Genomic DNA, 20,651 nt, shown 5'->3' with positions numbered 1-20,651 from the left:
TACGTATCACCAAAACACGAAGAGACGTATGAACATCATTCGTTTTGACAGTTACGACGCATTGGACAAAGAAATAGGTAGTGATCGTTTCATCGATTTTCTGCATACCCATCTCGATCAGTTCGGCGACCCGAAGCCTGCAATCCGTAAATGCCTCGATTTCGCTTTCGGGCTCAATGGCGGGCTCGGTGGATTTGCGCTCGCAGCCGAGGTTGAAGGAGAGCTTGTCGGTGCATTGATCATGAACAGCACGGGAATGTCGGGGTATATCCCTGAGAACATCCTCGTGTACGTAGCGGTGGATGCCTCGAAGAGAGGTATGGGCATTGGCCGCAAGGTTGTCGAACGCGCACTCAGCGAAGCCGATGGTGAGGTGAAACTGCATGTTGAATATGAAAACCCCGCAAAGCGCCTGTACGAACGCATCGGTTTCGCTTCCAAATATGCGGAAATGCGTTACAAGAGGTAGATCATGGCAGAATTGCTGATCCATACAGACCGCATCATCGGGAATATTGAGAAAATCAATGCGGTGATGAAGAAACACGGGGCGCATTGGACGCTGATATCCAAGGTGCTCAGTGGACACAAGGAATCCCTGCATCGCATACTGGCGCATCCGGCGATGGACGGATTGCACAGCATTGGCGACTCCCGGCTTTCCAGCCTCGAGGTCATCAAAAGCCTGCGGCCCGATATCAGGACGATGTATATCAAGCCCGTTCCGCAGAATCTCGTTCCTTCCATCGTCCAGCTTGCGGACATCTCACTGATCAGTTCGCTGCGCACGCTGCATCTGATGAATGAAGCTGCCGCGCGCATAGGCGTGCGTCATCAGGTGATCGTCATGATTGAACTCGGGGAACTGCGTGAAGGCGTGGTCCGCGAGAATATCGTGGATTTCTACAGACAGGCTTTTGCGATGGAGTATATCGAGGTCATCGGCATCGGAACGAATCTCGGCTGCATGTACGGGATTGAACCCACGTATGACAAGATGATTCAGCTCTCTCTTTACCGGCAGTTGCTCGAGGAGATGTTTGACCGCAAGCTGCCCATCATTTCCGGCGGGAGCTCCATTACACTGCCGCTTCTAGGGAGCCGGAGACTGCCGCCGACAACGAACCATTTCCGTATCGGCGAAGCGGTATTCCTCGGAACGTCCCCGCTCGACAACAAACGCTTTCGCAATCTTTCCACGGATGTGTTCGAGTACAAGGCGAACATACTGGAACTGGAAGAAAAGGAAAGCACACCCGACGGTATCATCAGTGATGCGGCCGTCGGACACGTTGCCGAAAGCAGCGAAGCGCCGCAGCGGGGAGAGATGCACTGTCGTGCCATTGTAGACTTTGGCTTGCTCGACGTCGATGCGGACGAGATCGCGCCGAAGGACAGTCATGTCCGCTTCGCTGGCACGACCTCGGATCTCACCGTGTTCGAGATCACCGACAATACGACAGCGAGCGGCAAGCAGCGCTATCACGTCGGGGATACGGTACGCTTCGTTCCCACGTATATGGGGGCAGCGCGACTGATGAATTCCAAATTCATTTACAAGACGGCGACAGGGAAGCAGTACGAACTGCCACGCACCTGACCGTACGTACCGCTTTCATGGATTCGAAATGAAAACGTCCCCGCGCTACGGGGACGTTTTCGATTCATATCATGGCATTATGCAGTTTCTGCATATCGGGAGGCGGGAGAATATGCAGTTTCTGCATAATTCCGCTTCCCGGGGATGGATTTTCAGATGGTGTACTTCCTGCCTTCGTTGGCTTTTTTGAGATAGTCCATCAGTGGCTCGAAATAGCGCAGCATGGGTTTGGCGCTGATTTCCTCACCGAGATTATCCTTCATCAGCTTGCGCCAGTCGACGCTCGCGCCTGGAGTGAGAATACTGCGGAGGAAATTGCCGACCTCGACACTGCCGAAATAATTGGTTGCATGCGGATCCTGCTTCAGGATTTCGCGTGCGATGTGGTCGTGCAGCTGGAAGAGAATGACATATGAAAGCGCGTAGTCGTAGTACTGCGCTGCGTCATTGTTGATATGCGTTTTCGATGCAGCATCGCAGTACTCCTCACCGCGCTCGGTGGGAGGGACGATACCCTGCCATTTCTTTTTCAGGTCCCACCAGGTGCTGTTCAATGCATCAGCAGGAAGCGCATCAGCATACAGCTCATGTTCGAATTCCGTCATGACGCCGGCCGACCAGGGGAGGAAGACGATATAGTTGAGCGCTTCCTTGAGCAGGGTCTGCATCTCATCGTTCGGGGCATCGGCCGGGAGCAGCTCGAGGTGCTCGAGGAAAGGACGCTGCATCGCAGCGAGTCCCAGCAGACTCCCAACGGCTTCATGGAAGGCACGGTTCGCGCCGTTCCGGAGCAGGGGAGGCACGTCGTCGTTGCTGTATGCGAGGAAGTAATAAATGTGCCCGTATTCATGATGCACCGTTTCATACCACTCGGCATTCGGGATAATGCTCATCAGGCTGCGGACATCATGGTTCAAATCCATATGCCAGGCTGATGCATGGTTGTTCTTCTTGTAATCCGCATCCGGGGGAAGCGGGTAGAGGCTTGACTTTTCCCAGAAGCTCTGCGGAAGCGTCTCGAAGCCCATGCTGACGTAAAAGCGCTCTCCCTGGCGGGCGAGCCATTCCGCGTCCTTCTGCGCGAGTACGCCGTCGAGGTCGAGTCCTTCGACCGTGAGCAGCGAACTCCAGTCCTGTCCCCAGCGATTCGGGAGCCAGTGTGCAGGGAGATAGTCGGGCACTTTGGCCATGCCATAGCGCTTCGCCAGTTCGTAGCGTGCCCAGGTATGCAGCTCACGGTAGAGGGGCATGATTTCGTCGACGAGGCGACGATTCATGTCCATCATTTCTTCCGTGGTCATCCCGTAGTCGGAGACCTGGTAACTGAAATAGTCGTCATACCCGAGCGCCTGTACCGTTTTGTTGCGCAGCTGCCGCAGGTTCAGCAGTCCGTCACGCAGTTCGCGTCCCACTTCCTTGCTCGCTTCCCAGGCTTTGAGCCGTGCGGGGAGAAGCGTTTCTTCCTTGAGGCGCGTATCGATGTCGTTCGTGCTGACCGCTTTGCCGTCAATGGTAAAATTGAAACCGAAAAGCTTTTCGGTCTGCCTGGTTTCGGCGTCAATACGTTCTTTCACGAGATCGGGAACGGTTTGAGGATTGTTCGCAGCGTTGTACAACACTGCTTCGAGCTCCCGCACCTGCAGATCCGTCAGCGCGTCACGATGCTCCAGCAGTGCGCGTGCCCGGGTGATGTTTTCCTCACTGCCGGTGAAGGCGGCAAGCGCTTCATTTGCGGCTTTCGTTGCCGCTGCCGTGGCGGTATCACCTTCCTGAATGAAAGTGTTGGATTTCCATTCCGCTTTCGACGAAGCGTAATAGAGTTCGACGTAGCGTGCGTTGTAGTCCTTGAGAAACTGATCGGCTTCCTGCATTTGCGTTTCGTCTTTTCCGCAGGCGGAGAGCAGAAGCAGGGCAGCCAGTACAGGCAGCATGATTCGCGGCATGAATATGAACCCCTTTCAATTGATGATTTACCAGTCGCACATGCAGATAAAATAGAATCTCTTTTATGAAATCCATAACTTCCATGAGAACACCTGCTTGTACCCGGAGAGGTTTTTCATGAAGTCTCGTGCGGCATTGCCGACAGAATGGCGCGTCCCGCTGCTGTATTTTCTCGTTGCGATGCTCTGGATTCTGTTTTCCGACATGCTGCTTTTCGACGCCCTGTTCAGTCCTGCTACCATCTCGATGATCAGCACGCTGAAAGGCTGGCTCTTCGTGTTCGTGACCAGTGTGCTTCTGTTTCTGTCCCTGCGCAAGCATATGAGGGAACAGCGAAGGAAAGAGCGGGCGCTGAGTGATGTCAACATTCTGCTTCAGTCTGTGTTTGATTCCTTCCCCGACGCGTTGTTCGTTCTCAGTCCCAAACTCATGCTGCAGTACCACAACCGGCGGGCGGAGGAGCTGTTCGGTCTGGTCGACGGCTGGTCGGCGAACCACGACATCTGGGAGAAGCTTAGCGACCGATTTGGACTGGACATCAAGTCTTACGCCTTGGATGCACTCACTGGCGCGAAGCCGGCATCCCGCGAACTGCTCGACGAAAAGGGCCTCTGGTGGGAGATGCGCTATCACCCGTTTCCCGGTGGCATGACGCTCTACCTGCGCGACATCACTACCACCAAGCACAGCATTCAGCGGCAGATCGACCTGCAGCGCGAGAGGGAAGAACTGCTCACCCGCCTTCAGATGCACGTCGACCGTATGCCGATCGGTTACATTGTCTCCGACAGTAATTTCCGCATACAGTATCTCAATCCCATGTCGGAACGGCTGTTCGGCTACGACAGGGGAGAAGTTCATGGACGCAAACCCTACGGATTGATCCTTCTGGAATCATCAAAAGAATATTTCGAAGAGGTGCGGGAATCACTTCTCAGGGGGAAATTGACCGCACACCTGACCACGGAAGCCATGACACGGGACGGGAAAAAGCTCGTGACCGAGTGGTACAATACACCGATTCTCGACAAGGATGGCAATTTTGAATCCCTTGTTTCCATGGTCGTGGACGTAACCGAACGCACCCGCGCTGTAGAGGAGCTCAGAGAGAGCGAGGCGCGCCTCCGCGCCATTCTGGAAGCGCAGAACGAGTGGATCGTGCGCTGCAAGGTGGACGGGACGTTGACGTTCGCAAATGAGAATTACTGCGAATACCACAACCAGACGACGGAGGAAACGATCGGTACATCCCTCTTCGCCCATTTGACGGATGATAACCGTGAGAAAGCCGCCGCCGTTTTTGAATCGCTCGGCAGGGAGCGTCCCACCTGGGAAGGCGTGCTCGTGATTTCGGATGAATCGGGCAACCCCCGCTGGCATTGGTGGTCACTGCGGGCGCTGTTCGGCAGAGACGATTCCGTTAAGGAAATTCAGGCTGTCGGACGTGATATCACGGACCAGAAACTTGCAGAAAAGGCATTGCGCGAGAGCGAGGAACGCTACCGTGTCCTCATCGAACGCGCGAATGATGGAATCCTTCTCCTTCAGGACGGTGTATTTGTAAGCTCAAATCCTTCGGCCGCGAGAATGCTGGACATGGAAATCGGTGAACTTGTGGGCAAACGACCGGAAGACATCTCCCCGCCGAATCAGCCCGACGGTGAAGCCTCCGCAAGCAAGGCTGCCAGGTTGATACACGAGAGTATTTCCTCCGGCAGGCGGGTGTTCGAATGGATTCATCTCCGCAAGGACCAATCGGCAGCAGTAATCGAAGTGAGTCTCACACGCATTGAACTGCAGGATCAGCCTGTGGTGCTCTGTTTCTGGCGTGACATTACATTGCGGAAAGAGGCTGAACGGGAACTCCTGCTGAGCCGCACCAGACTGCGCGCACTTGCCGAACGCCTCGACCGAATCCGCGAGGAAGAGAGACTTATCCTCTCGCGGGAAATTCATGACGGACTCGGCCAGTCACTGACTGCCTTGAAAATTGACATCTCTTATCTGCGCCGCCTCAGGAATCAGAAAGGAACAACAGCGGAACAGGAAGAGGATGCCATGCAGTCCATGGGCTCCCTGGTTGAACAGCTCATTTCCCAGGCACGTCACCTGGCGTGGCAGATGCGTCCGGGCATGCTCGACCAGCTCGGACTCTCCGACGCCCTCCGCCAGCACGCGCATGACATCTCCAGGCGCAATGAGCTGCAACTGACGGATCGCATTGAGGATATCGGTGAGAATCTGGATCCCCGTGCCGCCCTGGCACTGTACAGGATCGCGCAGGAAGCGATGACCAATATTCTCCGTCATGCGCATGCGAAGAAAATATCCGTCACCCTCAGGCAGCGGACACAGCGTATCTTTCTCGAAATCACGGATGATGGAGTGGGAATATCACCGCGCGACAGCGAACAGAGCAGTTCCATGGGACTAATCAGTATGCGTGAACGTGCGGAATTGCTCGGTGGGAATATCGATGTGCTTCCCGGGGACGATGGAGGTACCGTGGTACGTGTGACCGTACCCATCGTGCGTGAAGTCGATCCGGATGAGATCAATGTAGAGTAAGAAAACCACTTTATTTTCCTCAATAATTGAATACGGCTGAAAAAATGCGTATTCTGTCTGTGTACATGAACATATTCCGCAGGAATAAGGATTCTATTCGCTTATTGCGTATTTATTTTGTACTGACCCTGCGTAATTGGGAGTGCGTATCATGAATTGCATGCACTTTCGCATAGAAGAGGAGAGTCATGATTCGAGTAGCCCTCGTAGATGACCACAGAATCGTGCGTGAGGGATTAAAGAAAATTCTCACGCTCGAGAATGACATGGAAATTGCAGGGGAAGCCGGAAGTTCGGAAGAAGCATTGGATATGCTGCAGAGGATCAAGGCTGATATTCTTCTGCTGGACATTTCGCTGCCGGGACGCAGTGGACTCGATGTCATCAAGGATTTGAGAAGCCTGTACCCGGAAATGGGAATCCTGGTCCTCACCATGCACCCGGAGGAAGTACTCGCCGTACGCTCCCTCAAAGCAGGGGCTGCGGGGTATCTGAACAAGGATTCCGCAACGGATGAACTTGTCAGTGCCGTGCGCAGAATTCACGGCGGAGGAAGGTATATCACTCCCTCGGTCGCGGATCACCTTTTTTCCGCCTTCCAGGGAGAGAGTGGGGATTTTCCCCATGATGAGCTCTCGGACAGGGAATACCAGGTCATGCTGCTCATCGCGCAGGGAAAAAAGAATCAGGAAATCGCCGATGTACTCGCAATCAGCGCTCGTACGGTCGGCACGTACAGAACACGCATACTGCAGAAACTGAATTTGCACTCGACAGCGGATATCGTGCGCTACGCCGTTGATCACAAGCTCGTTGATGCAGGAATTTGACGGTGTATGCATTTCCCGTACAAGGTGTACGGGTTTTCATCACTGGTCAATGAGGGATTCGGAGGGTAAGATCGGGATTACTGATTACAGCGTAGTAGACAGGAGGAAGTTACATTTGCCACTGTACGTTGTTGAACAAGTTCTCCGTGGCATTGTGAAAATCCTGATCGCTGACGAAATGCCTGATGTTGGAAAACGATTGGAAAGACTGTTCCGAAACATGCCTGGTGTATCTACCGTGAATTACTGCTCCTCCGCAGATGATGCCATCCTGAAATTGCTGGATTTGCAGCCCGATGTGCTTATTCTCGGACATCAGCTGAAATCCTCGGATGGAACCGAAATTCTGCGCAAGGTCCCTGACTACTCGCCCGGCACTGAAGTCTGTGTGTATTCGGCATTTCTCTCTGAAATTGACCGCAACGCCTATAGCAATCTCGATATTCATGGTTTTTGTGATAAATCATCGGAGCTTGACTCGCTGCTGACGAACGTTGAGGCCAAAGCCGCCATCCGTCATCAGTACAAGCACTTAAGTCCTGTACCCATAAGCTGAGAGAAGCATGTTCATTCCGGGGACGCTGCATTGCGCTCTCCTCTGATGTAACGTCGCTGTCCCGAATCTGACTGATACCTGTTTTCTCTCACATTATCCCGTCTCTGCCCCACCTATCACCGCGCTATCGACCCGTAGGCAGAGACGGGTTTATTTTGTTTATTATTTTACCGTACGATTATCGTTCAGTAAAATTACAACTCCCTGACTTACATCTTATTAACTGGTGCGCATGTGCCGCCCACATTACATTGGGGGCGGTGATAGTATTAAGCGTGGTGATAGCACATGCATACCCTGTTGATGTATGCGAGCATCGACATTCACATTGAGTACGCCCGCAACGAGAGTACCGCGTATCTCTACGAGCACGATGGAATCAGTATCGAGATCACCGGCGGTGCGCTGGTGTTTACCTATGAGGTGCAGCACAATGCCGTGCAGACGAGAACGCGCAGTATTGGTCCCATAAGCCTGCCGCAGGGCATATCCGGTGCGTTCGACCTGCTGCAATGCGGCTACGATGCGGCGAGCGGTGAGGGCTGGGTAAGTATCAATGGAGTGAGGCAAGGGACAAATTGGGGGAATAAAAATCGCGATCTGGCCTGGAGCGCAACTCCGGGAGATGTCACCATCGGCAGATTACTCGATGGCGGCGGCGGGAGTTTCGTTACCCTGGGCTCGGTAGCTGTGTACACGGGTCACGTCGGCGTGACGCCGGTGGAACTCACGCATTTTTCCGCGTACCGGAAGGATGCCGGTATTACGCTGCAGTGGAGAACCGCGACGGAACTCAACAACCATGGGTTTGAAATCCAGCGTCGTTTCCCCGTTTCCAGGGGGGACAGCGACTGGGAAGTGCTCGGCTTTGTGCCGGGTGGGGGAACTGTGCAGACACCGAGCAGCTATGTGTATGAGGACAGAAACATTCCCGCATCCGCAACCCGGGTCAGTTACCGGCTGCAGGCAGGTGCGTATACGTATATACTGAACCGGGAGGGACTGCCAGCCGGCATGTACATGCTCATCGCACATACTTCGAGCGGATCCGCGGCCCGCCGCCTCATTGTGCAGTAATTTCTCCCCCTCTCAGATGGGCATTTTTCCAGAGTATTTGTATCTTAATTGATCAGCTCGCATGGAATTGGTTCTTTCATGGCTGCGCCATGTCCCAGTGTGTTTTCGGGGGACCGTGACCGTGTTGCTGTACCAACAGATATTCAATTTACCAACAGATACAATGGAGCAATCATGCAGGTAGAATCCCACGAACTCAAGCAGGATCTGCTTCCGCTGCGCGCGGTCGATCATGTTGAGATCTACAGTGGTAACGCCAAGCAATCCGCCTATTATTACCGCACGGCGTTCGGATTTTCACTCGTGGCCTATCGCGGACCGGAAACCGGTGTTCGCGATCGCGTGTCTTACGTCCTTCAGCAGGACAAGGTGACACTGATCCTGACGACACCGCTGACCGATGACGGGATCGGGCCCTTTCTCACCAAGCACGGCGACAGTGTGCGCGACATCGCCCTGGAAACGAGCGATGCGGAATTCTGCTTCAAAACCACCGTTGAGCGCGGAGCGAAAGCGATCGCCGAACCGCATATCATCGAAGATGAGCACGGCAAAGCCAAAGTGGCGACTGTCGCGACCTATGGCGATACCGTGCATACCTTCATCGAGCGCATGGATTACAATGGACCGTTTCTGCCCGGTTTCATTGCCACGCCCGAAGACAACATCTCGCGTCCGGTCGGACTCAAGCATATCGACCATATCGTGGGCAATGTCGACTGGGATCAAATGGACGAATGGGTTGACTACTATCTCAACGTCTTCGGTTTTTCCCGTTTCGTCAGTTTCGACGACGGCGACATCTCCACCGAATACAGTGCACTGAAATCCACCGTCGTCTCCAATCACAACAAGTGGATCAAATTCCCGATCAACGAGCCCGCGAAAGGCAAGAAGAAATCGCAGATCGAGGAATACATCGTCTATCACAACGGTCCCGGTGTGCAGCATATCGCCATCGAAACCGACAACATCGTCGAGACCATCGGCCTCATGCGCGACCAGGGCGTGGAATTCCTCGATATTCCCGACACCTATTACGACGATCTGCTCGATCGTGTCGGACCGATCGATGAAGATCTCGCACCGCTCAAGGAACTGAACATTCTCGTCGATCGTGACGACAAGGGCTACATGCTTCAGATCTTCACCAAGCCGGTGGAAGATCGTCCCACCCTGTTCATCGAAATCATCCAGCGCAAGGGTGCCGAAAGCTTCGGCAAGGGCAACTTCAAGGCGCTGTTCGTCTCGATCGAACGCGAACAGGAGCGTCGCGGGAATCTCTGATTCCCCGCGAGTACTTTGCAGGCCCCTTCCCGCGAACCGGGAGGGGGCTTTTGCTTGTACCGGCATAAAACACCATCCCGCCACGGTGTATGAATATGCGCTTGACGGACAACGTGAAGTTGCGTTCATTGGAGGATATGGAGTACAAAAAGACCTATATTGACGGCTATAACGTTCTCCGAAAGATTTCACGGCTCGAACGCCTCATGCAGTCGAATGCCGACGCGGCACGAAGAGGCTTCGTCGAGTTCGTGCGCCGAAGGGCGCGCAGCCTCGGCCATACGGTCATCGTGTTCGACGGACATGGTGATGTGATTGGCGGCGGCGCACGGATTTCGGTGGTGTACTCGTTGACCCGCACAGCGGATTCCTGGATTCGCATGAGCCTGGAAAAAGAACACCACCCGCGCATGTGCCTGGTGATCAGCTCTGACAACGAGGTCCGTGCTCATGCCCTGGCATGCGGAGCGGAAGTTCTCGGCGCGCAGGAGTTCATTACGCAAAAGAAAAAGGAAAAGCAGGATACCGTAGAAATGCGTCTGAAAACGCAGGCGGTCTCAGAACATGAAATCCGCTTCTGGATGCGTGAGTTTGAACGGGATTCTGAAAACAATGATGACGGCGGAACGCCGGGTGGCAAGCCGGGTGGCAAGAAAGGCGGAAGGCCACATGGATCCGGACAATGACATTGGAAATAGCACACCAATTCCCTAGGTTGAAAGATACTCCAGATTGGAGAACACAGTGAGCAAGAAACGGGAAGAACCTCGCATTTCATATCTGAAATTCACGCGTCAGCGGGTACGGTCCTCCATGGAGGAAGTGTACAGGATTACCATGTTCGGTTTGCGCTTTTTCCGCTATCTCTTTGTCCCGCCGTATGAATTCGGACAGGTACGCAAGCATCTCGATGATCTCGGTTCGAAATCGCTGCCGTTGCTGACGGTTGTCGGACTGATCATGGGACTCATCCTTGCCCTGCAGTCGCGTCCCACTCTCGATCGTTTCGGCGCAGGCGGGTTTCTTCCGGCCATGATTGCCCTGACGATCGTACGGGAACTTGGTCCGGTCATTACCGCGCTTATCGTTGCCGGAAGGGTGAGTTCAGGTATTGGTGCGGAAGTCGGTTCGATGAAAGTGACTGAGCAGATCGATGCACTTGAAGTTTCCGCGGTCGATCCCTACAACTATCTCGTGGTCACCCGTGTGCTTGCCTGCGCCATCATCCTGCCGCTGCTCACCGCCTACGTCGATTTCCTGGCGATTTTCGGTGGTTATGTGGCCGAATGGCTCAATCACAACTCCAGTTTCCAGCTGTACTTCACTGAGGTTATTCAGTCGATCCGCTTCTACGACCTGCTCCCGGGCGTCGGGAAAACCATCGCCTTCGGCTATATCATCGGTGTGATCGGAACCTATCAGGGATTCAATACCAGCAGGGGAACGGAAGGCGTCGGACGCGCGGCCACCTCTGCCGTCGTCCTTTCATCATTGAACATCATCTTTCTCGATATGGTTATTATTCAGCTCACGTATCTCTTTCTCGGAACCGGGGCCTGATGCAGAACAACGAAATTCTCATCGACGTTGCGGATGTCTGGAAATCGTTCGACGAGCACGAAGTGCTCAAAGGCATCACCATGCAGGTGCGCAACGGTTCGAGCGACGTTATTCTCGGACGCAGTGGTATCGGGAAAAGCGTCCTGCTCAAAAGTATTGTCGGACTTCTCACGCCCGAACGTGGGTCAATTCACGTGATGGGCGAAGAGGTCATCGGAATGAAAACCCGTGCGATAAACACCCTGCGGAAGAGAATCGGCTACGTGTTCCAGTACGCGGCGTTGTACGATTCGCTGACCGTGCGCGAGAACCTGGAGTTTCCCCTCCGCAAGCACACGGATGCCGATGAGGATGAGATCACCGATCGCGTATTTGAACAGCTCAGGCTGGTCGGACTCGAAGACGCCATCGATAAGATGCCCTCGGAACTTTCCGGGGGGATGAAAAAGCGTATCGGACTGGCCCGGGCGATCATCAAGCGACCGGAAATCGTTCTCTACGACGAACCGACGGCCGGACTCGATCCCATTACCGCACGCGAAATTTCAGAGCTTATCCTGAGCCTCGAAGAGCAGTTCGGCATCACGTCGATTACCGTGACGCACGATCTCGAATGTGCCCGCATTATCGCAAACAGCATCTACATTCTCGATGACGGCGTGTTCCAGCACCAGGGCACGTACGATGAGCTGAAATCCTCCACCGATCCGTATACCCGTGCATTCTTCCAGGTGGCATTATGAAAAAAGCCAATCTGTCCAAAGCCCGCGTTGGTCTTCTCATTTTCCTGGGTGTGATCTCCTTCACGCTGGCCATCTTCTACATCGGAGACAAGAGCCAGCTCTTCAGCTCCGTCTTCTACGTGCAGGTGAATTTCTCCAGTGCGGAAGGAGTGAAACCCGGCGCGTACGTCGTGCTCTCCGGATACAATGTCGGAACAGTGTCCTCTATCAGCCTGACCGAGGAAGCCGACAGCGTCCGCCTTCTGCTTCGCGTCAGCGAAGATGTGCATCCTTTCATCAAGACGGATTCAAAAGCCGAGGTGAAACAGGAAGGACTGGTCGGGAACAAGTTCATCAACCTCAATATAGGTTCGGACAAGGCGAAGCCGGTTGATGATTACGGATTTATCGAAGGCGTGCCTCCGTTTGCGCTGACCAGTCTCGCCGACAATGTGACTTCCATCACCGATACGGCGAAGCTCGTCATGGTGCAGATGAACACCCTGCTCACTCATCTCAATGAGGGTGACGGGACAATAGGAAAGCTTTTGACCGATGATGAGATCTATCGCCGTCTTGTCGGTGTTGTCGAGGAGACGGAAAGTGGACTGAAGCAGACGAACGCGAGGCTTGACCAGCTCTCCGATTTACTCGTCGAAAGTGCGGAAACGCTCAAACGCATCGCCACGAAAGCCGATACGGCGATGGGCAGTACCAGCCGGATCACCGCGGAAGCGGCTGAGCTGATGGACGATATCAACAGCGGGCAGGGGACGCTCGGTGCGCTTATGAAGGATCGCGCGCTGTATGACTCGCTCGTTACGCTTCTGACCACCCTGAACGACGTTGGGTATGAAGCAGCGGATGCCGCAAACCAGGCTGCGAACAGTTTGCATGCCATGCGTGAACACTGGCTGTTCGGCCGCGTTTTCGCAGGTGATAATTTCGAAGAGGAAGATCCTCCGATGTCCGCCTATCAGCACAAGCTGCGCATGGTCAATCAGAAACTGCGTGAGCTCAACGAACGTGAAAAACAGTTGCGACAGCGTGAACAGCGCATGCAGCAGGGGAAACAGGGACCCGGACGATGACCACGCTGCTGCTCGGACATCTCGTACTGGATGAAATCCATGCGTTGGACGGCAGCATCTGGCATGCAGCCGGAGGCATAACTTTTCCCCTCGGTGCATTCAACGCCCTGGCTGGTGAGCAAGACAGCATTCTGCCTGTATTTCCGTTCGGCGCTGACGGCAGACCAACGCTGCAGGACCTCGCTTCCAGGTTCCCATGCGTTTCCTTCGACCATTGCTGGGAAGTGCCGCAGGATACCACGCGCGTGCGACTGTTCCACGAAGCGGAACAGCAGTACAATACGCAGCTCGTCCGCAGTCTCTCGCCCATTCCACCCGAACGCTTTTCCCCCATACTCGGGGATGCACAGCTTGTGTACCTCAACCTCATGACCGGAGATGATATCCTGCTCGAGCATGCATCGCTGCTGCGTGGAAGCGGTCGCCTCGTGTATATCGATCTCCACATGATTGCATACAGGGTGCATGCTGACGGCAGCAGAGAGCCCGCCTCCGAAGAGCGATGGAAACAATGGCTTGCCGCGGGTGATGTCGTGCAGTGCAACGCGCGCGAGTTCGATGCACTCACCGGGGGCGCATCCGCCACGCCGGAGTACATGCAACGGCTGCTCGAAGAAAGCGGATGCAGGCATTTTGTGCTCACCCGCGGAGAAAACGGGGCGGAGGTGTTTTCGCGCAACGGTGACTGCCTTCATGTTCCTGTCGTGCCCGCAGCGCGGACGGTGGATCCGACCGGCTGTGGCGATGCCTTCGGTGCAACACTCGGGATGGAACTGGCACGTGGCAGTGATCTTGCCGATGCCGCGGCGCGCGCTGCCCGTGCGGCCTCGTATGTCGTAGGTATCAAGGGGTCTGTCGGACTCGAAGCGCTGCATGACGCACTCGGAGAGATGACACGATGAGAATACTGATTACAGGCGCGCATGGATTGCTCGGACAGAAGCTTGCGCTGATGTTCGGCAGGGAAACGGACGACGAGCTGCTGCTCACCGATCTCGCGCCGAAAACATTTTTCCTGCATGATCGTTTCGATTACCAGCAGCTCGACATCACCCGTCTCGGTGACGTCAAGAGCCTGGTCTCCTCCTTCCGTCCCGACGTCATCATCAATACCGCCGCCATGACCAACGTCGATGGCTGTGAAGAAGACCGCCGGGGTTCGTGGCAGCTGAATGTCGACGGGGTGAAAAACCTGCTCATCCCCGCACGTCGCATCGATGGCTGCCGACTGGTGCAGCTCTCCAGCGATTATGTGTTCGATGGCCGGCATGCTCCGTATTCGGAAAGCTCGCGTCCCCAGCCTGTCAGCTACTACGGCAGATCCAAGCTGGCGGCGGAGAACGCCGTGAAATCTTCTCCGGTCGAGGGGGTTATCGTGCGCACACAGGTGTTGTACGGTACGGGCTATGAGACGAGGCCCAATTTTGTGACCTGGGTGCTCTCACAGTTTGAGAAGGGACTGCCGTTCCGTGTTGTCGATGACCAGCGTGGGAATCCGACCCTGGCCGACGATCTTGCATTCGGCATCCTGAAGCTCATCGAGAAAAGATGCCAGGGCGTGTACCACGTTTCAGGGCCTGAATCCATCGATCGTTTTTCATTTGCACAAAAAATTGCCGACATTTTCTCCTTCGACAGGTCGCTGGTATCACCGACGACGTCACAGGAGATTGGTCAGCCGGCGAACAGACCTCCAGACAGTACTTTTATCACGCTGAAGTTCGAGTCTGAATGCGACTTCCGGCTCAGCGACGTGCAGCTGGGACTTACCCGGCTGCAGCAGCAGTTCCGGGAAGGCGCCACACATACGGATCTCCTTTCCGACAGCAGATTTCTTTCATCTAAATAAGGACAGTCCACGATGCTGGATATCAAGCGTATCCGTGAACAGCCCGACCTCGTCAGGCAGGGCATTGCGAACAAAAATGAAAAGGGTGATGTCGATGCCGTGCTCGCACTCGATGCACGGCGCCGCGAAATCATTGCCGAAGTGGAACAGCTCAAAAATACCCGCAATGTGGTTTCGCAGGAGATCGCGCGCCTGAAGAAGGAAAAACAGGATGCGGACGACAAGATTGCGGAGATGAAAGGGGTTTCCGATACCATCAAAAGTATGGACGAGGAACTGCGAGATGTTGACGGACGCATGCGCGAAGCACTGCTCATGCTGCCCAACCTCTGCCATGAAAGTGTGCCGGTCGGCACGAGTGAAAGCGACAATGCCGAGATCCGCTCCTGGGTGCCCGAACAGGCGATCGGCCTCACGGAAGAGGCTGAGGTCGACGTGCTTGACCACATCGAACTTGGAAAGAAACACCATATTCTTGACTTCGACCGCGGTGCGAAACTCAGCGGCAGCGGTTTCGCGCTCTATACCGGTGAGGGTGCCACGCTCGAACGTGCCCTGATCAATTTCATGATCGACGTGCATCTCCGCGATCATGGCTACCGCGAGGTCTTCCCGCCGTTTCTCGTCAACGAAGCCAGCATGTACGGTACAGGACAGCTGCCCAAGATGAGTGAGGACATGTACCGCTGCGCGGATGACGATCTCTACCTGATTCCAACCGCTGAGGTCCCCATCACGAACATGTACCGTGACGAAATCCTCGACAGTGAAGCAGTGCCGTCGCGTTTCTGCGGCTATTCCGCCTGCTTCCGCAGGGAAGCGGGTTCCTATGGAAAACAGACCAAGGGTTTCCTGCGCGTGCATCAGTTCAACAAGGTCGAGCTGGTCAAGTTTGCGCGCCCCGAAGAGTCGTATGACGAACTCGAGTCGCTGGTTGCGGATGTGGAACGTATCCTGCATCTGCTGGAAATTCCCTACCGCGTGCTTCTTCTCTGCACCGGCGACAGCTCCTTTTCGTCGGCGAAGACCTATGACCTCGAAGTGTGGTCGCCTGCGGAAAAAACCTGGCTTGAAGCGTCCTCCTGCAGCAATTTTGAAGATTTCCAGGCGCGGCGGGCAAATATTCGCTGGCGTCCTGATGGACCGAAGAGCAAACCTGAATTCGTACACACGCTCAACGGTTCGGGACTTGCGACATCCAGGTTGATGGTCGCCATTCTCGAGAATTACCAGACTCCTGAAGGAAAAATCATTGTGCCGAAAGTGCTGCAGCCATATACGGGTTTCACGATGATCGGGTAGTTCCTCGCGCGATTCGATTTCCGGCTCCTCTTTCACGTGCTGATCGAGGAGCTTTTATTATCATTCCGTTGTTAGAAAGACAGCATGATACAGGCAGTAACCATCGATTTCTGGAATACTATCGTGGATTCGCGCAACGGGGCCTCCCGTCGTGCGGTTCGTCACGACGCCATGAAGGAGGTCTACGAAGCAAGTGGACTCCCGTGGAATGAAGCGCAGGTCGAGGAGGCTTTTCGCGTCTCCTACGCTGCATTCGAGCATGTCTGGCAGGGGGAACAGCGCACACCGTCCGCTTCCGAAAGCCTGAATGTCATCTGGAAGCATCTCGGCATTGACGTTCCCGGCGAGGTGCACGCGCGTGCCGTGCGCAGTTTCGAGGACAGCATCCTTGCCGGCATGCCATCGCTGCTCCCCGGGGCGGCAGAGGGTATCGCCGCGCTGGCATCGCGATACCGGCTGGCTGTGATTTCCGACACGGCATACTCCCCGGGACGTGTGCTGCGGAAGGTGCTCGAAGCGCATGGTATCGCAAAGCACTTTACCTTCCTCGCGTATTCCGATGAAGTCGGGGTGTCCAAGCCCCACAGAAAAATATTTCAACGCGCGCTGTCCGCGCTCGATGCAAACCCTGCAGCGTCTGCGCATATCGGTGACATCGAGCGCACGGACATTGCAGGTGCGAAGGCACTGGGGATGCGGGCGGTGCTGTTCCGCGGTGATGAGAGCGGCCGTTACTACCATGAAAACGGGGAAGACCGGACCGCGGCGGATGCGGTTGCGCATCACTGGGCGGAAATCCCGCGCATACTGTCAGACTTCGATACCGATCAGCGATTGGAAACACGATGAACGCTCTGCGAAAGCTCTTTCCCTATTTCCGTCCCTACAGGCGCACACTCGCGTGGGGGGTGTTCTTCATTTTTCTCTCCACGGTTTTTGCCGTGATCGCACCCATCATCATACGCGATGCCATCGACAGCCTGTCGAACGCCCTGACTGCCGGCAGCCTGTTTCGCTACGCGCTTCTGATCGTTGCCGTATCGCTGCTCAGTGGTCTGTTTCTCTATCTCACGCGGCAGACAATCATTGTCATGTCGCGTCGCATCGAGTACGATTTGCGGAACGACTTTCTGCGGCATGTCGAACGGTTGTCACAGCGATTTTTTTCCACGATGACGACGGGCGACATCATGGCGCATGCCACCAACGATATCGCCGCGGTGCGCATGTTCGTCGGTCCCGCCGTCATGTACTCGTCCAACACCGTCTTCAATTTCATCATCATCGTCGGCATGATGATCAGCATCCATCCGCTGCTCACACTGTATGCGCTGCTGCCGCTTCCGTTCCTGAGCTACGCCGTCAACCGGCTCGGGACGATGATACACAAGCGCTACGAAGACATTCAGCAGCATTACGGCTTCATGACGGGACGCATCCAGGAAAGCATTTCAGGAATACGGGTCGTGAAGGCCTATCTGCGTGAAAAGTATGAGGCCGGGATTTTCCACGAGATGAGTGAGGAGTATCGCCAGCGGAATATGCGCATGATCCGTGTGCAGTCGCTGTTCATGCCCATGATCGCCATGCTCGTCGGCGTATCCGCCATCCTGATTATCTATCTCGGGGGACGCGAGGTCATTCAGAATAAACTCTCTCTCGGGGAGCTTACGCAGTTCATCATTTATCTCGGCATGCTGATCTGGCCGATGGCCGCAATCGGGTGGGTGGTCAACCTCATACAGCGTGCTTCCGCCTCGATGAAGCGCATCGATCGCATCCTGGAGTCGGAACCGGATATCGCCGATGACGAACACACCGATGCATCGATTACCAGTCTGAAAGGCGATGTGCGCTTCAGCGGCGTCACCTTCCGTTACGAAGAGCAGCTTCCCGAAGTGCTGCACAGCATTGACCTGCATGTGCCCGCCGGCAGCACACTCGGCATTATCGGGACGACAGGATCGGGGAAAAGTACGCTCGTGAATCTGATCCCGAGAATATTCGATGCGACGGAAGGGACTGTCACGATCGACGGACATGAGATCGAGCGGATTCCTGTCGGGACACTGCGCAGCAGCATCGCCTACGTCACACAGGAAACCTTCCTGTTTTCTGATACGCTGCGCAACAACATCGCCTATGGTGTCGAGCATCCGAAGGAGGAAGACATCATGTGGGCGGCGGAGATTGCGCAGGTGGACAAAGATATCGTGGATTTTCCGGAGCGGTATGAGACCATACTCGGTGAGCGCGGGATCACGCTGAGCGGGGGACAGAAACAGCGCGTCAGTCTCGCGCGCGCCGTCATGCGCCGTCCCTCCATCCTCATACTCGACGATGCGCTTTCCGCGGTGGATACGCATACGGAAGAGGACATTCTGCAGCGGCTGCGTGATGTCATGGCCGAACGCACAAGCATTCTTATCAGTCACCGTATCTCGACGGTCAAGCAGGCCGATCACATCATCGTACTCCATGACGGGAAAATTCATGAATCCGGTACCCACGATGAACTCGTCCGCGGTGACGGCATGTACGCAGATCTGTATCAGAAGCAGCTGCTGGCTGAAGAACTCCAGGAGATGGAATAAATATGAAACAGGGGATTCGCATCGTTGATCATCGCCGCATGAGTGAAATACTTCTGCAGGCGCGCACCGTGATACTGACCACGCACAGCAATCCTGACGGCGATGCGCTTGGCAGTGAACTCGCGCTGCTGCAGTTTCTCAAATCGCGTGGCGTGGACTGCCGCATCGTCAACTGTGATCCCGTCCCTGAAAACCTCGCCTTCCTCAATGAAGGTGGTGTTTTCGAGACATGGGAAGCGGATATCCATGCCAATCTGCTGGCAGAAGCCGATGTCGTTGCAGCGCTGGACTTCAACCATCCCTCGCGTGTGGGAGATATGGAGGAAGCACTCATCGCGAGCAGCGCGACGCGTGTCGTCATCGATCATCACATGCATCCGCATGCATTCGCTTCCGAATACCTGAGTGTGATTGAAGCCAGTTCCACTGCGGAGATTATTCATGATCTCGTCGTTGCGGCAGACGGTGCGCTGACGTATGAGATCGCTCTCGGACTGTACGTCGGCATCATGACGGATACCGGTTCGTTTCGTTTTGATCGCACGACACCCCGGGTGCATCGTCTCACCGCTTCGCTGCTCGAGCAGGGCGTTGATCCCACGCGCGTGCATCGGCTCATTTACGACGACTTTCCCATAGGCAGGACGCAACTGCTGGGACGTGTGCTTTCAGGTATCGAACCATGCTGTGACGGAAAGGCGACGATTTTTGCCGTGACCCGGGCTATGCTCGAGGAAACTTCCACGACGCTCAACGATGTGGAAAACATGGTGAATTACGGACTCGGCATTCGAGGTGTGCAGCTCACGGCGCTCATCACGGAAGTCGAAGATGGCTGTAAAATCAGTTTCCGTTCGCGCGGCAGCATCACCGTGAACGATATTGCGGAACAGTTCGGCGGCGGGGGACACCGTTTCGCGAGCGGAGCCCGCGTCAGGGGCGGAGAGGTGGCGGAGCTGCGGAAGCGCATCGAGACGGTATTCAGCAACGCGCTTTCCGACGATAGTACGCCATAATAAAACGCCCGCACAACGGAGGGAGTGCGGGCGTATGCAGCATGGGTGAAGGAGGTTCGCCATCAGTGACAGAGTGCTGCGTTTATGTCATGGTGAGGCACAGGAGAGATTACCGTCGTGGTCCGTGACCACGATGCTCTTTCATTTTCCCCCGCATCCGGTCTTTCATGTTCATGCGCATGCCGTCCATCATATCGTTGAATTTCTCCTTCTGTTCCGGCGTGAGCTGCTCCATCATCTTCTGATGGGCATCGAAGCGAAGCATTGCCTGACGGACGCGGAGATCAGCCAGCTGGCGGTTCAGTTTTTCGAATTGCGCACGGTCGGGGGATTCAGCCTTGCGCATGTCGTCGAGGTCGACGCGGATTTTGCGCATGGATGCCCGGATGTCGATCATGTCCTTCTGCGTGCTGCTGCGCAGTTCACGCATGGCGTCACGCTGTTCGGGACTGAGGTTGAGCTCCTTGAGCTGCTTGCGCATGAGTTCGGGGGGACGGTCTTCAGGTTGCGCGAGTACGGGACTCGCGAACAGGACAATGAGGAGAGGGATAATGATTTTGTGTTTCATGACGTTTTTCCTTGCGCGTTGATAGTGTCCACTGTAGTTTCGCTTTTTAGACGGCCTGGGGAGCGCGAGGGTTTAACGCATCCCCGA

Annotated in this window: 19 protein-coding genes; 17 read left to right on the top strand and 2 right to left on the bottom strand. The window is 55.1% G+C overall.

Annotated features, from left to right (window positions below; genetic code table 11):
* Positions 1 to 28: 28 nt before the first annotated feature.
* Entirely contained in the window at positions 29 to 469 is a 441-nt protein-coding gene (locus KQI65_14670; protein ID MCB2205982.1) for a GNAT family N-acetyltransferase, read from the top strand.
* 3 nt (positions 470 to 472) lie between these two features.
* Complete coding sequence (locus KQI65_14665; GenBank protein ID MCB2205981.1) at positions 473 to 1,600, top strand: alanine racemase; 1,128 nt, start codon at positions 473 to 475, stop codon at positions 1,598 to 1,600.
* Between the two features lie 152 nt (positions 1,601 to 1,752).
* Here the strand turns inward: KQI65_14665 and KQI65_14660 are convergent, their stop codons facing one another.
* Positions 1,753 to 3,543 (bottom strand): M2 family metallopeptidase, encoded by a 1,791-nt coding sequence (locus KQI65_14660; protein MCB2205980.1) that lies wholly within the window; start codon positions 3,541 to 3,543, stop codon positions 1,753 to 1,755.
* Positions 3,544 to 3,661: 118 nt separating this feature from the next.
* Between KQI65_14660 and KQI65_14655 the strand changes: the two genes are divergently transcribed.
* The 15 genes from KQI65_14655 (at position 3,662) to KQI65_14585 (ending at position 19,996) form a co-directional block, all read left to right on the top strand.
* Positions 3,662 to 6,112 carry a PAS domain S-box protein gene (locus KQI65_14655; protein MCB2205979.1) on the top strand — a complete coding sequence of 817 codons (2,451 nt, stop codon included), beginning with the start codon at positions 3,662 to 3,664 and terminating at the stop codon, positions 6,110 to 6,112.
* A 188-nt stretch (positions 6,113 to 6,300) separates the two neighbouring features.
* On the top strand, positions 6,301 to 6,942 hold the full coding sequence (locus KQI65_14650) for a response regulator transcription factor (GenBank protein MCB2205978.1): 642 nt from the start codon (positions 6,301 to 6,303) through the stop codon (positions 6,940 to 6,942).
* 154 nt (positions 6,943 to 7,096) lie between these two features.
* Positions 7,097 to 7,498, top strand: a complete 402-nt coding sequence (locus KQI65_14645) for a response regulator (protein MCB2205977.1) — start codon at positions 7,097 to 7,099, stop codon at positions 7,496 to 7,498.
* A gap of 288 nt (positions 7,499 to 7,786) precedes the next feature.
* Positions 7,787 to 8,575, top strand: a complete 789-nt coding sequence (locus KQI65_14640; protein MCB2205976.1) for a hypothetical protein — start codon at positions 7,787 to 7,789, stop codon at positions 8,573 to 8,575.
* Positions 8,576 to 8,749: 174 nt separating this feature from the next.
* Entirely contained in the window at positions 8,750 to 9,862 is a 1,113-nt protein-coding gene (hppD, locus tag KQI65_14635; protein ID MCB2205975.1) for a 4-hydroxyphenylpyruvate dioxygenase, read from the top strand.
* Positions 9,863 to 9,999: 137 nt separating this feature from the next.
* Positions 10,000 to 10,548: an NYN domain-containing protein gene (locus KQI65_14630; protein MCB2205974.1), complete on the top strand. Its 549-nt coding sequence runs from the start codon at positions 10,000 to 10,002 to the stop codon at positions 10,546 to 10,548.
* 127 nt (positions 10,549 to 10,675) lie between these two features.
* Complete coding sequence (locus KQI65_14625; protein MCB2205973.1) at positions 10,676 to 11,422, top strand: ABC transporter permease; 747 nt, start codon at positions 10,676 to 10,678, stop codon at positions 11,420 to 11,422.
* On the top strand, positions 11,422 to 12,165 hold the full coding sequence (locus KQI65_14620; protein ID MCB2205972.1) for an ATP-binding cassette domain-containing protein: 744 nt from the start codon (positions 11,422 to 11,424) through the stop codon (positions 12,163 to 12,165). Before KQI65_14625 ends, KQI65_14620 begins: the two co-directional genes overlap by 1 nt.
* Complete coding sequence (locus tag KQI65_14615; protein MCB2205971.1) at positions 12,162 to 13,235, top strand: MCE family protein; 1,074 nt, start codon at positions 12,162 to 12,164, stop codon at positions 13,233 to 13,235. The genes KQI65_14620 and KQI65_14615 overlap by 4 nt, the downstream gene beginning before the upstream one ends.
* Positions 13,232 to 14,137 carry a carbohydrate kinase family protein gene (locus tag KQI65_14610; protein MCB2205970.1) on the top strand — a complete coding sequence of 302 codons (906 nt, stop codon included), beginning with the start codon at positions 13,232 to 13,234 and terminating at the stop codon, positions 14,135 to 14,137. The genes KQI65_14615 and KQI65_14610 overlap by 4 nt, the downstream gene beginning before the upstream one ends.
* Complete coding sequence (locus KQI65_14605; GenBank protein MCB2205969.1) at positions 14,134 to 15,084, top strand: NAD(P)-dependent oxidoreductase; 951 nt, start codon at positions 14,134 to 14,136, stop codon at positions 15,082 to 15,084. Before KQI65_14610 ends, KQI65_14605 begins: the two co-directional genes overlap by 4 nt.
* Positions 15,085 to 15,096: 12 nt before the next feature.
* Positions 15,097 to 16,386 carry a serine--tRNA ligase gene (gene serS, locus KQI65_14600; protein ID MCB2205968.1) on the top strand — a complete coding sequence of 430 codons (1,290 nt, stop codon included), beginning with the start codon at positions 15,097 to 15,099 and terminating at the stop codon, positions 16,384 to 16,386.
* An 84-nt stretch (positions 16,387 to 16,470) separates the two neighbouring features.
* On the top strand, positions 16,471 to 17,235 hold the full coding sequence (locus tag KQI65_14595) for an HAD family hydrolase (GenBank protein ID MCB2205967.1): 765 nt from the start codon (positions 16,471 to 16,473) through the stop codon (positions 17,233 to 17,235).
* Positions 17,232 to 18,980, top strand: coding sequence for an ABC transporter ATP-binding protein/permease (locus KQI65_14590; GenBank protein MCB2205966.1), 1,749 nt, complete (start codon positions 17,232 to 17,234; stop codon positions 18,978 to 18,980). Before KQI65_14595 ends, KQI65_14590 begins: the two co-directional genes overlap by 4 nt.
* Before the next feature lie 2 nt (positions 18,981 to 18,982).
* On the top strand, positions 18,983 to 19,996 hold the full coding sequence (locus tag KQI65_14585; GenBank protein MCB2205965.1) for a bifunctional oligoribonuclease/PAP phosphatase NrnA: 1,014 nt from the start codon (positions 18,983 to 18,985) through the stop codon (positions 19,994 to 19,996).
* Between the two features lie 109 nt (positions 19,997 to 20,105).
* On the opposite strand, the gene KQI65_14580 is transcribed toward KQI65_14585, so the two are convergent.
* The gene (locus tag KQI65_14580; GenBank protein ID MCB2205964.1) at positions 20,106 to 20,564 is read right to left on the bottom strand and encodes a Spy/CpxP family protein refolding chaperone; all 459 of its coding nucleotides are present in this window, start codon (positions 20,562 to 20,564) and stop codon (positions 20,106 to 20,108) included.
* Positions 20,565 to 20,651 lie beyond the last annotated feature (87 nt).

The organism is bacterium, assembly GCA_020444325.1.
Lineage (GTDB): Bacteria > Bacteroidota > Ignavibacteria > SZUA-365 > SZUA-365 > BM516.
This window is presented reverse-complemented; position numbering and strand designations above follow the sequence as displayed.